The 12720-nt window shown below is 55.8% G+C and carries 14 protein-coding genes; 10 read left to right on the top strand and 4 right to left on the bottom strand.

All coding sequences use genetic code 11. The features are described from left to right. Positions 1-28: 28 nt before the first annotated feature. Entirely contained in the window at positions 29-298 is a 270-nt protein-coding gene (locus ACYAC5_RS01510) for a DUF1145 family protein (protein WP_008109883.1), read from the bottom strand. After that, positions 288-884: a 16S rRNA (guanine(966)-N(2))-methyltransferase gene (gene rsmD / locus ACYAC5_RS01515; RefSeq protein ID WP_101763102.1), complete on the bottom strand. Its 597-nt coding sequence runs from the start codon at positions 882-884 to the stop codon at positions 288-290. Before rsmD ends, ACYAC5_RS01510 begins: the two co-directional genes overlap by 11 nt. Positions 885-1116: 232 nt before the next feature. On the opposite strand from rsmD, the gene ftsY reads away from it, so the two are divergent. The 4 genes from ftsY (at position 1117) to rpoH (ending at position 5306) form a co-directional block, all read left to right on the top strand. Continuing rightward, positions 1117-2562 carry a signal recognition particle-docking protein FtsY gene (gene ftsY / locus ACYAC5_RS01520; RefSeq protein ID WP_462062291.1) on the top strand — a complete coding sequence of 482 codons (1446 nt, stop codon included), beginning with the start codon at positions 1117-1119 and terminating at the stop codon, positions 2560-2562. A 5-nt stretch (positions 2563-2567) separates the two neighbouring features. Next, on the top strand, positions 2568-3236 hold the full coding sequence (gene ftsE / locus ACYAC5_RS01525) for a cell division ATP-binding protein FtsE (protein ID WP_008109888.1): 669 nt from the start codon (positions 2568-2570) through the stop codon (positions 3234-3236). Next, positions 3226-4209 (top strand): permease-like cell division protein FtsX, encoded by a 984-nt coding sequence (gene ftsX, locus ACYAC5_RS01530; protein WP_101763100.1) that lies wholly within the window; start codon positions 3226-3228, stop codon positions 4207-4209. Before ftsE ends, ftsX begins: the two co-directional genes overlap by 11 nt. A 239-nt stretch (positions 4210-4448) precedes the next feature. Then, a complete protein-coding gene (gene rpoH / locus ACYAC5_RS01535) occupies positions 4449-5306 on the top strand; it encodes an RNA polymerase sigma factor RpoH (RefSeq protein WP_064737937.1) in 858 nt (285 codons plus the stop codon). A 95-nt stretch (positions 5307-5401) separates the two neighbouring features. On the opposite strand, the gene panM is transcribed toward rpoH, so the two are convergent. Next, positions 5402-5788 carry an aspartate 1-decarboxylase autocleavage activator PanM gene (panM, locus tag ACYAC5_RS01540; RefSeq protein WP_462062293.1) on the bottom strand — a complete coding sequence of 129 codons (387 nt, stop codon included), beginning with the start codon at positions 5786-5788 and terminating at the stop codon, positions 5402-5404. 85 nt (positions 5789-5873) lie between these two features. Then, positions 5874-5999: a hypothetical protein gene (locus ACYAC5_RS01545; protein WP_255527713.1), complete on the bottom strand. Its 126-nt coding sequence runs from the start codon at positions 5997-5999 to the stop codon at positions 5874-5876. A gap of 191 nt (positions 6000-6190) precedes the next feature. On the opposite strand from ACYAC5_RS01545, the gene ACYAC5_RS01550 reads away from it, so the two are divergent. The 6 genes from ACYAC5_RS01550 (at position 6191) to ugpB (ending at position 12666) form a co-directional block, all read left to right on the top strand. After that, positions 6191-7318, top strand: a complete 1128-nt coding sequence (locus ACYAC5_RS01550; RefSeq protein ID WP_061718403.1) for a branched-chain amino acid ABC transporter substrate-binding protein — start codon at positions 6191-6193, stop codon at positions 7316-7318. Positions 7319-7384: 66 nt separating this feature from the next. Beyond that, a complete protein-coding gene (gene livH / locus ACYAC5_RS01555; protein ID WP_101763097.1) occupies positions 7385-8311 on the top strand; it encodes a high-affinity branched-chain amino acid ABC transporter permease LivH in 927 nt (308 codons plus the stop codon). Then, entirely contained in the window at positions 8308-9579 is a 1272-nt protein-coding gene (locus ACYAC5_RS01560) for a high-affinity branched-chain amino acid ABC transporter permease LivM (RefSeq protein WP_462062294.1), read from the top strand. The genes livH and ACYAC5_RS01560 overlap by 4 nt, the downstream gene beginning before the upstream one ends. After that, on the top strand, positions 9576-10343 hold the full coding sequence (livG, locus tag ACYAC5_RS01565; protein ID WP_110868131.1) for a high-affinity branched-chain amino acid ABC transporter ATP-binding protein LivG: 768 nt from the start codon (positions 9576-9578) through the stop codon (positions 10341-10343). The genes ACYAC5_RS01560 and livG overlap by 4 nt, the downstream gene beginning before the upstream one ends. Position 10344: 1 nt before the next feature. Further along, positions 10345-11058 (top strand): high-affinity branched-chain amino acid ABC transporter ATP-binding protein LivF, encoded by a 714-nt coding sequence (gene livF, locus ACYAC5_RS01570; protein WP_101763094.1) that lies wholly within the window; start codon positions 10345-10347, stop codon positions 11056-11058. 291 nt (positions 11059-11349) lie between these two features. After that, on the top strand, positions 11350-12666 hold the full coding sequence (ugpB, locus tag ACYAC5_RS01575; protein WP_110868133.1) for a sn-glycerol-3-phosphate ABC transporter substrate-binding protein UgpB: 1317 nt from the start codon (positions 11350-11352) through the stop codon (positions 12664-12666). The last annotated feature ends 54 nt before the right edge of the window (positions 12667-12720 follow it).

Below are 12720 nucleotides of genomic sequence, written 5' to 3' on the forward strand. Positions count from 1 at the left end.
TGGCGACCTGGCTATAAACCGCACGAAACTACATCTTCGGATAATGCTTTTTCTGCCACGCCAGCAGCTCAAACACGCCAAAAAAGAAGATCTTCGCCTGGGTTACGCCGCTCAGTTTTGGGGCGTCTTTGGGCTGGGTGGCGCGCAGCAACACCAGCTGCAGGCCGTGCATAATCACCATAAAGAACAGCGCCACGTGCACGAAATAGCGCAGCGGCGTTGGGAAAGGTTGCACCAGATTGAGCAATAAAAAGGCCCAGACGCAAATCATCAGCAAACGTCCCAAATTAAGCCACATCGTGCGTCTCCTGTTGGCGTTGATATAAGCGATAAGCCACCTGACCGGCAATCTTCTCGCGGTACAAATCCCAATTTGCGGGTGCGACAGGCGTGCCATTTTCCACTTCGCTCTCGACATAAATCAGCGCTTCAGCCGCTAACCAGCCATTTTGCTCCAGCAGCGACAATGTTTCCTGTAACAGCCCTTTACGGAAAGGCGGGTCAACAAACACCACGTCAAACGGCTCGCCCGGCTGGCTTAACCACTGCAGCGTGTTGGTTTGCACCACTTTTGCCTGCGTAGCACGCAGCGTTTGCAGATTCTGTGACAGCTGTTGCGCCACCGAACGCTCCAGCTCCAGCAGCGTGGCCGACGCTGCATAGCGAGACAGCGCTTCCAGCCCTAACGCGCCGCTGCCGGCGAAGCAATCGAGGCAGCGCGCTTCCTGAATATCCGGCGCCAGCCAGTTAAACAGGGTTTCACGTACGCGATCGGTGGTCGGGCGCAAACCTGCGCTATCCGGCACCGGTAATTTACGGCCGCGCCACTGACCGCCAATGATGCGGATCTGGCCAGCGCTGCTGCTGCGGGGGGATTTACTCATTTCGCTCACAACTCGTCATATTTTGTTGCGTAGTTTAACGGGCGTAGCGGGCAGAAGAAACGTTAAAAAAGGGTGCTGTGGTGCGCTGGCTGGAAAGTGTTAGACTACTGAGTTGGTATAGCGCGCGTAATTACCTGATTTTTACGCCGCTCACCCGCTTAAAATTGAATATTTTATCCCCTGGGAACAAGCGTGCTACCGGGAATAAGCCATCGAGGAGTAGGGTCACACAATGGCAAAAGAGAAAAAACGCGGCTTTTTTTCCTGGTTAGGCTTTGGCAAAGAAGAAGAGACGCAACTACCTGCTGAAGAGCAGCAGCAAACTGCCGAGGTGGTCGCTGAGCCTGCCGTTGAAGAGAGTGCGCTCGATCGCGCCGAAGCGCAGGCTGTTGAAACCGTCGCCGTCACTGAACAGGTGGCGGAACAGCAGCAGGTTGAACCGGAACTGATTGAAGAGCCGGTCATCGAGCCGCAGGAACCTGAGCCGGTTACCGCAATCGTTGAAGAGGTGCAGCCAGAAGAGATAGCAGCGCCGGATGTGGTACCGATCGAAGAAGAGCCGCAGCTGGAAGAGCTGGCGCTTGATGAGCCTGAACTGCACGAAGAAGCGCCATTAACTGACGAAGAACTGGAAGCGCTGGCGTTAGCGGAAACCTATGCGGAAGATGCTGAGCTAGCCGAAGCCACGCAGGATACCGTGAGCGATCTGCCGCTGGCCGCTGCGCCAATCATCGCGCAGGAGCAGGAGCGTCCGACCAAAGAGGGCTTCTTCGCCCGACTGAAACGCAGCCTGGTAAAAACCCGTGAAAACCTCGGTTCTGGCTTTATCAGCCTGTTCCGCGGCAAGAAAATCGATGACGATCTGTTTGAAGAGCTGGAAGAGCAGCTGCTGATTGCCGACGTTGGCGTCGAAACCACCCGCCGCATCATCACCAATCTGACACAACAGGCCAACCGCAAGCAGCTACGCGATGCGGAAGCGCTGTATGGCCTGCTGAAAGCGGAAATGTCCGGTATTCTGGAAAAAGTGGATCAGCCGCTGGAAGTGGGTGGCAAAACGCCATTCGTCATCCTGATGGTAGGCGTCAACGGCGTGGGTAAAACCACCACCATCGGTAAGCTGGCGCGTCAGTATCAGGCGCAGGGCAAATCGGTGATGCTGGCAGCGGGCGATACCTTCCGTGCCGCCGCCGTTGAGCAGCTGCAGGTTTGGGGCCAGCGCAACAACATTCCTGTGGTGGCGCAGCATACCGGCGCAGATTCTGCCTCGGTGATTTTTGACGCCATCCAGGCGGCCAAGTCGCGCAATGTGGATGTACTGATCGCCGATACCGCGGGTCGTCTGCAGAACAAATCGCACCTGATGGAAGAGCTGAAGAAAATTACCCGCGTGATGAAGAAGCTGGACGAAGATGCGCCACATGAAGTGATGCTGACGCTCGACGCCAGCACCGGGCAAAACGCTATCAGCCAGGCCAAACTGTTCCATGAAGCGGTGGGCCTGACCGGCATCACCCTGACGAAACTGGATGGAACCGCCAAAGGCGGCGTGATCTTCTCGGTTGCCGATCAGTTCGGCATTCCGATTCGTTATATCGGTGTTGGGGAAGGCATCGAGGATTTACGGCCGTTTAAGGCCGCAGACTTTATTGAGGCACTGTTTGCCCGAGAGGAATGATTGGGATGATTCGCTTTGAAGAGGTCAGTAAAGCTTACCTGGGAGGACGTCAGGCGCTGCAGGGAGTGGATTTCCATCTGCGTCCCGGCGAAATGGCGTTCCTGACCGGCCATTCCGGTGCGGGGAAAAGTACCTTACTAAAGCTGATTTGTGGCATTGAGCGCCCGAGCGCCGGGCAGATCTGGTTTAGCGGCCACGATATTTCGCGTCTGCGTCACAGCGAAGTGCCTTTCCTGCGACGTCAAATCGGCATGATTTTCCAGGATCACCATTTGTTGATGGATCGTTCGGTCTACGACAACGTGGCGATCCCGCTGATCATTTCCGGTGCCAGCGGCGAAGATATTCGTCGGCGCGTGTCGGCCGCGCTGGATAAAGTCGGCCTGCTCGACAAAGCGAAAAGCTATCCGATTCAGCTCTCTGGCGGTGAACAGCAGCGCGTCGGCATTGCCCGCGCGGTGGTGAACAAGCCCGCGGTGCTGCTGGCGGATGAACCCACCGGTAACCTCGACAATGCGCTGTCGGAAGACATCCTGCGCCTGTTCGAAGAGTTCAACCGCGTTGGTGTCACGGTGTTAATGGCAACGCACGATGTCGGGCTGATTGCACGCCGGAATTACCGCGTGATGACGCTCAATCAGGGACGTCTGCACGGAGGCCACGATGGTCAATAAACGCAACAAGCGCGCACCAGCGCCGAAAGCGAAGCAGCCCTCTAAAAGCAAGGCGCTGAAAGGCGGCTGGCAGGAACAGTGGCGCTATGCGCTGCGCGGCACGCTGTCGGATATGTGGCGTCAGCCGCTGGCGACGCTGCTGACGGTGATGGTGATCGCCATTTCCCTGACGCTGCCGAGCGTGTGCTACATGGTGTGGAAGAACGTCAGCCAGGCGGCGACGCAGTGGTATCCCGCGCCGCAGCTAACGGTTTATCTGGATAAAGCGCTGGATGACACTGCAGCGGAGAATGTCACCGCGCAGCTCAAGCAGCTCGATGGCGTGGACAACGTCAACTATCTGACGCGTGAAGAAGCGTTGAATGAGTTCCGCAACTGGTCTGGTTTTGGTGGTTCGATGGACATGCTGGAGCAGAATCCGCTGCCGGCGGTGGCCATCATCACGCCGAAACTTAATTTCCAGAATTCGGACACCATGGCGAATCTGCGCGATCGCGTATCTAAAGTGCAGGGCGTTGATGAAGTGCGTATGGATGACAGCTGGTTCGCGCGTTTAGCGGCGCTAACCGGGCTGGTGGGACAGATTGCCTCAATGATTGGCCTGCTGATGGTGGTTGCGGTGTTCCTGGTGATCGGCAACAGCGTGCGGCTCAGCATCTTTGCGCGGCGCGATACAATTAACGTGCAGAAGCTGATTGGTGCCACCGACGGCTTTATCCTGCGTCCATTCCTGTACGGCGGTGCGCTGTTAGGTTTGGGCGGCGCGGTGCTGTCGCTGCTGCTCTCGGAAGTGCTGGTGTTGCGCCTGCAATCGGTGGTGGCGCAAGTAGCAACCGTATTCGGTACCACCTTTGTGCTGGAAGGTTTCTCCTGGGATGAAGGGCTGCTATTACTGCTGATCGCCGCCATCATCGGCTGGATTGCCGCCTGGCTGGCAACAGTGCAACATTTACGCCGTTTTACGCCGCAGTAACCAAAAGCAACGTTTTTTGCTATACTCTTCCTCTGCTGCCGACGACCTGGGAGCAGAGGAATTCTCCTATATCCCCCGCCGTCATCTGTGTGTAAAATATTCACTGCTATATTTGAACTTGTGGATAACTTTGTCGTCCAAGTAGCACAGATTGCTTCTGGTTTTTTCGCGACGTTGACATAATGTAGCGTTTGCGCAAGGAACTGTGCAGCAAGTCCATTGAATTTGTGAGGGTTTGAATGACCAAAGAAATGCAAACTTTAGCGATTGCTCCTCTGGGTAACCTGGAATCTTACGTTCGGGCTGCCAACAACTGGCCGGTGCTGACGGCAGAAGAGGAAAAAGCATTGGCTGAGCGGCTGCATTACCAGGGCGATCTGGATGCAGCAAAGACGCTGATCCTGTCTCACCTGCGCTTTGTTGTTCATATTGCTCGTAACTACTCCGGTTACGGCTTGCCGCAGGCGGACCTGATTCAGGAAGGTAACATCGGCCTGATGAAGGCGGTGCGTCGCTTCAACCCTGAAGTCGGCGTGCGTCTGGTGTCGTTCGCCGTGCACTGGATTAAAGCAGAGATTCACGAATACGTGCTGCGTAACTGGCGTATTGTGAAAGTCGCGACCACCAAAGCGCAGCGCAAGCTGTTCTTTAACCTGCGTAAAAGCAAACAGCGTCTCGGTTGGTTCAACCAGGACGAAGTAGAAATGGTCGCACGCGAGCTGGGCGTGAGCAGCAAAGACGTGCTGGAAATGGAATCGCGCATGGCTGCGCAGGATATGACTTTCGACATGTCGTCTGATGACGAAGCAGGCGAAGGCAAAGCGATGGCGCCGGTGCTGTATCTGCAGGATAAAACCTCTGACTTTGCCGATGGCATTGAAGAGGACAACTGGGATGCACATGCGGCTGACAAGCTGAGCGATGCGATGCTGAGCCTCGACGAGCGTAGTCAGGACATTATCCGTGCCCGCTGGTTGGACGATGACAACAAAACCACGCTGCAGGAGTTGGCCGACAAATACGGCGTCTCTGCGGAGCGCGTGCGTCAGCTGGAAAAAAATGCCATGAAGAAACTGCGTGTGGCGATTGAAGCCTGATAGTGATCGGGTGGAAAAACGGGGCGACTTTTAAGTCGCCCTTTTTATTACCTGGTCGCTACGCATCATGTTCAGACATTCCGCGCGACATCCTTTCAACGTACCCAACCATCAGCCTGCGCACGAAAACTACAAGCCTGCATAAACGCCGCACGCACCCCCTGATCGGCGTCGCCGTCATCGGCAATCCACCAATCTGCTAACGCGCTATTCTGCGCGATTGTCTCTTCCAGCAAGTATTGCCCCACGCCACGTCGACGCGTGACTTCGCGAACGTTGAGGTGGATGATTTTCCCCTGCGTGCCGCTGAGGGTCAGCTGCAGCGCCGCCAGTAATCGGTCGTTAAAACGCGCCGCATACAAACGCTGCGTGTCGCTGAGTTGTGCTTCCAGTTGCACAATATCGATTTCCGGCCAGACTTTAGCTAAATCGATACGATCCTGAGCGGTTAACGATGCTAAGCGCTGGATTGTCAGCTTCATACCTAATACCTGTACTAGTGCAAAGGCGATAGTGTAGCGAATTTAGACAGTCAGAGCGCTGTCACTTTTTTCTGATGAAAATAGGTCAAATGCCGGTCAGTTTGCCAGGATTGTGGAGTAAGCCATCAACGATAGTTGAAAAAGCCAGCATAACGCGCTGGTATCCTGCTGAAAAATCGGCCATAACAACCAGACGATTCTGCTGATCCACTCAGTCAATTCTGAATATGTCAGTTGATTTACAGAAGAAAGTTCCTGTTTAATAACCTGAAAAATAAAGCCTTATTACCTATAAATGCCAGAAAAGCGCGCTAACCCATTATTGCAGAATGAGTTTTCCTCTTTGACTGGCAGAAAATAAACAATCACAACAAACACGACACAACAGATGGGGAAGTTCGCATGAAAATGAGTAAAGGACGCGCATTACTGGCGGGCTGCGTTGCCCTGGCGATGAGCCATGCGGCGCTGGCTAAAGACATCAAAATTGCCATCGTAGGCGCATCAACCGGTCCGGTCGCGCAGTACGGTGACATGCAGTTTACCGGTGCCGCGCAGGCGATTAAGGACATCAACGCCAAAGGCGGCGTTAACGGTGACAAACTGGTTGGCGTGGAATATGACGATGCCTGTGACCCGAAACAAGCGGTTGCGGTTGCCAACAAAGTGGTTAACGACGGCATCAAATACGTTATCGGCCATCTGTGCTCCTCCTCTACTCAGCCAGCTTCAGACATCTATAACGATGAAGGCGTGCTGATGATCACCCCAGCCGCTACCGCGCCTGAACTGACTGCACGTGGCTATGCTGACGTGCTGCGTACTACTGGCCTGGATTCCGATCAGGGCCCAACGGCGGCGACCTACATCCTCGACCACATCAAGCCAAAACGTATCGCTGTGGTGCATGACAAACAGCAATATGGTCAGGGCCTGGCGGAATCGGTGCAGAAAACCCTGAAAGCCAAAGGCGGCAACGTGGTGCTGTTTGAAGGTATCACCGCCGGTGATAAAGACTTCTCCACGCTGATTGCGCGTCTGAAGAAAGAAAACGTCGATTTCGTTTACTACGGTGGCTATTACCCGGAGCTGGGCCAGATTCTGCGTCAGGCAAAATCCGCTGGCCTGAATGCCGGCTTCATGGGTCCGGAAGGCGTGGGCAATGCTTCTCTGTCTAACATCGCTGGCGATGCGTCTGAAGGCCTGTTCGTGACCCTGCCGAAACGTTATGACCAGCTGCCAGAGAACAAGGCGATTGTTGATGCGATTAAAGCCAACACCGCGTCTAACCGCAAAGATCCAACCGGTCCGTTCGTCTGGACCACCTACGCGGCGATTCAGTCGCTGGTGGCCGGAATCGAACGCAGCAAGAGCGATGAGCCTGATGCAATTGCGAAGAACCTGAAAGAGGGCGCTGCCGTTCCAACCGTGATGGGCAACCTGAACTGGGATGAGAAAGGTGACCTGAAGGGCTTCGAATTTGGTGTCTTCAAATGGCACAAAGACGGCTCTTCTACCGCAGTTAAGTAATCCCCCAAAATTCCCTTTCCCGCACGCGGGAGAGGGAATTATTCAGCTCCAGAGCAGGTCCTCACTATGTCCGAGCAGTTTCTCTATTTTATTCAGCAGATGTTCAACGGGGTGACCCTCGGGAGCACCTACGCGCTGATCGCCATCGGTTACACCATGGTTTACGGCATTATCGGCATGATCAACTTCGCCCACGGCGAGGTGTACATGATCGGTAGCTATGTCTCCTTTATCGTGATTGCCGCCCTGATGATGATGGGCATCGATACCTCGTGGCTGATGATCGCCGCTGGTTTCGTGATGGCGGTGATCATCTCCAGCGCCTATGGCTGGAGCATCGAGCGCGTGGCGTACCGGCCGGTGCGATCGTCTAAGCGCCTGATCGCGCTGATCTCAGCGATCGGTATGTCGATCTTCCTGCAAAACTACGTCAGCCTGACGCAAGGCTCGCGCGATCTCGCGCTGCCAAGCCTGATCACCGGCCAGTGGACGTTGGGCGAGAGCAACGGCTTTGCGGCCACGCTCTCCACCATGCAACTGGTGATTTGGGTGGTGACCTTCCTGTCGATGCTGGCGCTGACGCTGTTTATCCGTTATTCGCGCATGGGCCGCGCCTGCCGCGCCTGTGCAGAAGATTTGAAAATGGCCAGCCTGCTGGGTATCAACACCGATCGCGTTATCTCTCTCACCTTTATCATTGGTGCGGCGATGGCCGCGGTGGCGGGCGTATTGCTCGGTCAATTCTACGGCTCCATTAACCCATTCATTGGCTTTATGGCCGGGATGAAAGCCTTCACCGCCGCGGTATTAGGCGGTATCGGCAGTATTCCAGGCGCGATGATTGGCGGCCTGGTGCTGGGCATTGCAGAAGCGCTAACCTCGGCGTATCTGTCGACCGAGTATAAAGATGTGGTCTCCTTCGCGCTGCTGATTGTGGTGCTGCTGGTGATGCCAACCGGGATTCTTGGCCGTCCGGAGGTGGAGAAAGTATGAAACGCCTCGGTTTGGTCAACGCCGTGATCTCCACGGTGATGTTGCTGATTCTCGCTACCTTCTTTATGGGCGTGCGCCTCGATCTGGACGGCACCAAACTGGTGGTCGCCAATGCGGGCGCGGTGCGCTGGAACTGGATTTTCATGGGTTGTGCGGTGGTGTTTGTCTTCCAGCTGCTGCGTCCGCTGGTGCAGGGCAAATTCAAACGCAGCGGCAAAGGTTTTGTTCTGCCGGGTTTTGATGGATCAACGCCAAAGCAGAAGCTGTTGATGGCGCTGGTGATTGCCGCCGCCGTTATCTGGCCGTTTCTGGTCTCGCGCGGCAGCGTCGATATCGCCACGCTGACGCTGATCTACGTGATGCTCGGTCTCGGGTTGAACGTGGTGGTGGGTTTGTCTGGTTTGCTGGTGCTGGGCTACGGCGGTTTCTACGCCATCGGCGCTTACACCTTCGCGTTGCTAAATCACTATTACGGTTTTGGTTTTTGGGAAAGTCTGCCGCTGGCCGGTTTAGTCGCCGGTGCGTTTGGCCTGATGCTCGGCTTCCCGGTGCTGCGCCTGCGCGGTGACTATCTGGCGATCGTCACGCTCGGCTTCGGTGAAATCGTGCGTATTCTGCTGCTGAATAATACCGCGTTCACCGGCGGCCCGAACGGCATCGCGCAGATTCCCAAGCCAAGTCTGTTTGGTCTGGAGTTTGGCCGCCGCGTCAGTGAAGGCGGCTGGAGCACTTTCCATGATTTCTTTGGCCTGAAATACGATCCCAGCGACCGCGTGATTTTCCTCTATCTGGTGGCGCTGCTGCTGGTGGTGCTGACGCTGTTTGTGATCAACCGTTTGCTGCGTATGCCGCTGGGCCGCGCGTGGGAAGCGCTGCGTGAAGATGAGATCGCCTGCCGTTCGCTCGGCCTGAGCCCAACGCGCATCAAGCTGACGGCTTTCACCATCAGCGCCGTGTTCGCAGGCTTCGCGGGGACGCTGTTCGCCGCTCGTCAGGGCTTCGTCAGCCCGGAATCCTTCACCTTTGTCGAATCGGCCTTTGTGCTGGCGATTGTGGTGTTGGGCGGCATGGGTTCGCAGCTGGCAGTGATCCTTGCAGCGATTCTGCTGGTGGTATCACGCGAGCTGATGCGTGATTTGAACGAGTACAGCATGCTGGTGCTCGGCGGTTTGATGGTGCTGATGATGATCTGGCGTCCGCAAGGTCTGCTGCCGATGAAGCGTCCGCATCTGAAGATGAAAAGCAGTAAACAAGGAGAGCAGGCATGAGTCAGCCTTTATTAGCCGTTGAAGGCCTGATGATGCGCTTCGGCGGCCTGTTAGCCGTCAACAACGTGGCGCTTGAGCTGCATCCACAGGAAATTGTTTCGCTGATCGGCCCGAACGGTGCCGGTAAAACCACGGTGTTCAACTGCCTGACCGGTTTCTACAAACCGACCGGCGGCACCATCAAACTGCGCGATCAACAACTGCAAGGTTTGCCAGGCCAGAAGATTGCGCGCATGGGCATTGTGCGTACCTTCCAGCATGTGCGTCTGTTCCGTGAAATGACGGTGATTGAGAACCTGCTGGTGGCACAGCATCAGCACCTGAAAAGCGGCGTGTTCTCCGGCTTGTTCAAAACCCCGGCTTTCCGTCGCGGTGAGAGCGAAGCGCTGGATCGCGCGGCAACCTGGCTTGAACGCATCGGTTTGCTGGATCTGGCTAACCGTCAGGCGGGTAACCTTGCTTATGGTCAGCAGCGTCGTCTGGAGATTGCGCGCTGCATGGTGACGCGTCCGGAAATCCTGATGCTGGATGAACCGGCGGCGGGTCTTAACCCGCGTGAAACGCACGAACTCGATGAGCTGATCGCCGAACTGCGCGGTGAGCACAAGGTTTCCGTGCTGCTGATTGAACACGATATGAAGTTGGTGATGGGCATTTCTGACCGCATTTACGTGGTTAATCAGGGAACGCCGCTGGCTAACGGCACGCCGGAACAGGTGCGTAACAATCCGGATGTGATCCGTGCTTATTTAGGTGAGGCGTAACATGGCAAACCCGATTTTAACTTTGCAGAATGTCAGCGCCCATTACGGTCCGATTCAGGCGCTGCATAACATTAATCTGCACATCAATCAGGGTGAAATCGTCACGCTGATCGGTGCCAACGGCGCGGGTAAAACCACGTTGCTCGGCACTTTGTGTGGCGAACCACGCGCCACCAGCGGCACCATCACCTTTGATGGTAAAACAATCACCGACTGGCAAACCGCGAAAATCATGCGTGAAGCGATTGCCATCGTGCCGGAAGGCCGTCGGGTGTTTTCGCGCATGACGGTGGAAGAGAACCTGGCGATGGGCGGTTTTTTCGCCACGCGTCAGCAGTATCTGGAGCGTATCGATCGCGTTTATCAGCTGTTTTCACGGCTGGCAGAACGTAAAGCACAGCGCGCGGGCACCATGTCTGGCGGTGAGCAGCAGATGCTGGCGATTGGTCGTGCGTTGATGAGCCAGCCGCGTTTGCTGCTGCTGGATGAGCCGTCGTTGGGGTTGGCGCCGATTATCATTCAGCAGATCTTCGATACCATTGAGCAGCTGCGTAAAGAGGGCATGACCATCTTCCTCGTCGAGCAGAACGCCAACCAGGCGCTGAAGCTGGCAGATCGCGGCTATGTGCTGGAGAACGGCCACGTGGTGCTGGAGGACAGCGGCGAAGCGTTGCTGTCCAACGAAGCGGTGCGGAGTGCGTATTTAGGCGCGTAAGTTGGTGCTCGCTGTCCCCCATCCCGGCCTTCCCCCGCAAGCGGGGGAAGGAGACGCTGCCACATGCCACTCCCAACTCACATATAGCAGCATCTTCCTCCCCCATTAATGGGGGAGGACCGAGGAGGGGGACAGCGAGCACGCACGAATTAGCTCAGTTTTCATTACCAACCCACCTGTCACATCCCCGTCATAAACCTGTTATTAATCCGTCATTTCCCCGTGTCATGTTACGTCGCGAACTAAAAAATGCGCGCATTCGCGCGTACTTAACAGCACAGGAAAAACCTTATGTCCGCTTTTACGCTTCGTCCCCGCCTGATGAGTGCCGTGCTCGGTCTGGCGCTCAGCGGTAATGCGCTTGCTGCAACTGAGATCCCTTTCTGGCACTCAATGGAAGGCGAGTTAGGCAAAGAAGTTGATTCTCTGGCACAACGTTTTAACCAGGCTCATCCCGATTACAAAATCGTTCCGACTTACAAAGGCAACTACGAGCAGAGCTTAGCGGCGGGTATCGCGGCAGTGCGCGCCGGTAAAGCACCTGCGCTGCTGCAGGTGTATGAAGTCGGTACGGCGACCATGATGGCGTCAAAAGCTATCGTGCCGGTCAACCAGGTGTTTAAAGACGCCGGCGTGCAAATGGATCCCAGGCAGTTCGTGCCAGCCGTTGCCGGTTACTACAGCGACAGCAAAGGCCAGCTGATCTCGCAGCCGTTCAACAGCTCCACGCCGGTGCTGTACTACAACAAAGATGCGTTCAAAAAAGCCGGTCTGAACCCGGATCAGCCACCAAAAACCTGGCAGGAGCTGGCGAAAGACGCCGAAGCGCTGCGCAAAGCCGGCCTGACCTGCGGTTACGCCAGCGGCTGGCAGGGCTGGATTCAGATTGAAAACTTCAGCGCCTGGCATGCGCTGCCGGTCGCCACCAAAAATAACGGCTTTGACGGTACCGATGCTGTACTTGAATTCAACAAGCCGGTGCAGGTGCGCCACATCGAAATGCTGGAAGCGATGAACAAGAAGGGGGATTTCACCTACTTCGGTCGCAAAGATGAATCCACCGCCAAGTTCTACAACGGCGATTGCGGCATCACCACCGCGTCTTCCGGTTCGCTGGCCGACATCAAACACTACGCCAAATTTAACTTCGGCGTAGGCATGATGCCGTACGATGAAACCGTTCCGAACGCACCGCAAAACGCCATCATTGGCGGCGCGAGCCTGTGGGTGATGAAAGGCAAAGATGCCAACACCTACAAAGGCGCGGCGGAGTTCATGAAGTTCCTCGCACAGCCGGAAATCGCTGCCGAATGGCACCAGAAAACCGGTTACCTGCCTATCACCACCGCCGCATACGAACTGACTAAGCAACAGGGCTTCTATGACAAGAACCCCGGCGCAGACATCGCTACGCGTCAGATGCTGAACAAAGATCCGCTGCCGTTCACCAAAGGCATGCGTCTGGGCAACATGCCACAGATTCGTACTGTCGTGGACGAAGAGCTGGAAGGCGTGTGGACCGGCAAACAGGCACCGCAAGCCGCGCTGGATAACGCTGTGAAGCGCGGTAACGAACTGCTGCGCCGTTTTGAGCAGCAAGTGAAGTAACGCTGTTATCTCGGGGCCGACGCCTGGCGTTCGCCCCGATTTTTCTCCTGGATT

Source organism: Pantoea sp. y20, from assembly GCF_054903455.1.

What these genes read in the sequence shown, in the direction of transcription:
- ftsE (WP_008109888.1), top strand. Translation starts at nt 2,568, where the DNA reads ATGATTCGCTTTGAAGAGGTCAGTAAAGCTTACCTGGGAGGACGTCAG.
- rsmD (WP_101763102.1), bottom strand. Translation starts at nt 884, where the DNA reads ATGAGTAAATCCCCCCGCAGCAGCAGCGCTGGCCAGATCCGCATCATT.
- ACYAC5_RS01550 (WP_061718403.1), top strand. Translation starts at nt 6,191, where the DNA reads ATGAAAATGAGTAAAGGACGCGCATTACTGGCGGGCTGCGTTGCCCTG.
- ACYAC5_RS01560 (WP_462062294.1), top strand. Translation starts at nt 8,308, where the DNA reads ATGAAACGCCTCGGTTTGGTCAACGCCGTGATCTCCACGGTGATGTTG.
- ftsY (WP_462062291.1), top strand. Translation starts at nt 1,117, where the DNA reads ATGGCAAAAGAGAAAAAACGCGGCTTTTTTTCCTGGTTAGGCTTTGGC.
- ACYAC5_RS01510 (WP_008109883.1), bottom strand. Translation starts at nt 298, where the DNA reads ATGTGGCTTAATTTGGGACGTTTGCTGATGATTTGCGTCTGGGCCTTT.
- livH (WP_101763097.1), top strand. Translation starts at nt 7,385, where the DNA reads ATGTCCGAGCAGTTTCTCTATTTTATTCAGCAGATGTTCAACGGGGTG.
- ftsX (WP_101763100.1), top strand. Translation starts at nt 3,226, where the DNA reads ATGGTCAATAAACGCAACAAGCGCGCACCAGCGCCGAAAGCGAAGCAG.
- rpoH (WP_064737937.1), top strand. Translation starts at nt 4,449, where the DNA reads ATGACCAAAGAAATGCAAACTTTAGCGATTGCTCCTCTGGGTAACCTG.
- panM (WP_462062293.1), bottom strand. Translation starts at nt 5,788, where the DNA reads ATGAAGCTGACAATCCAGCGCTTAGCATCGTTAACCGCTCAGGATCGT.
- livF (WP_101763094.1), top strand. Translation starts at nt 10,345, where the DNA reads ATGGCAAACCCGATTTTAACTTTGCAGAATGTCAGCGCCCATTACGGT.
- livG (WP_110868131.1), top strand. Translation starts at nt 9,576, where the DNA reads ATGAGTCAGCCTTTATTAGCCGTTGAAGGCCTGATGATGCGCTTCGGC.
- ugpB (WP_110868133.1), top strand. Translation starts at nt 11,350, where the DNA reads ATGTCCGCTTTTACGCTTCGTCCCCGCCTGATGAGTGCCGTGCTCGGT.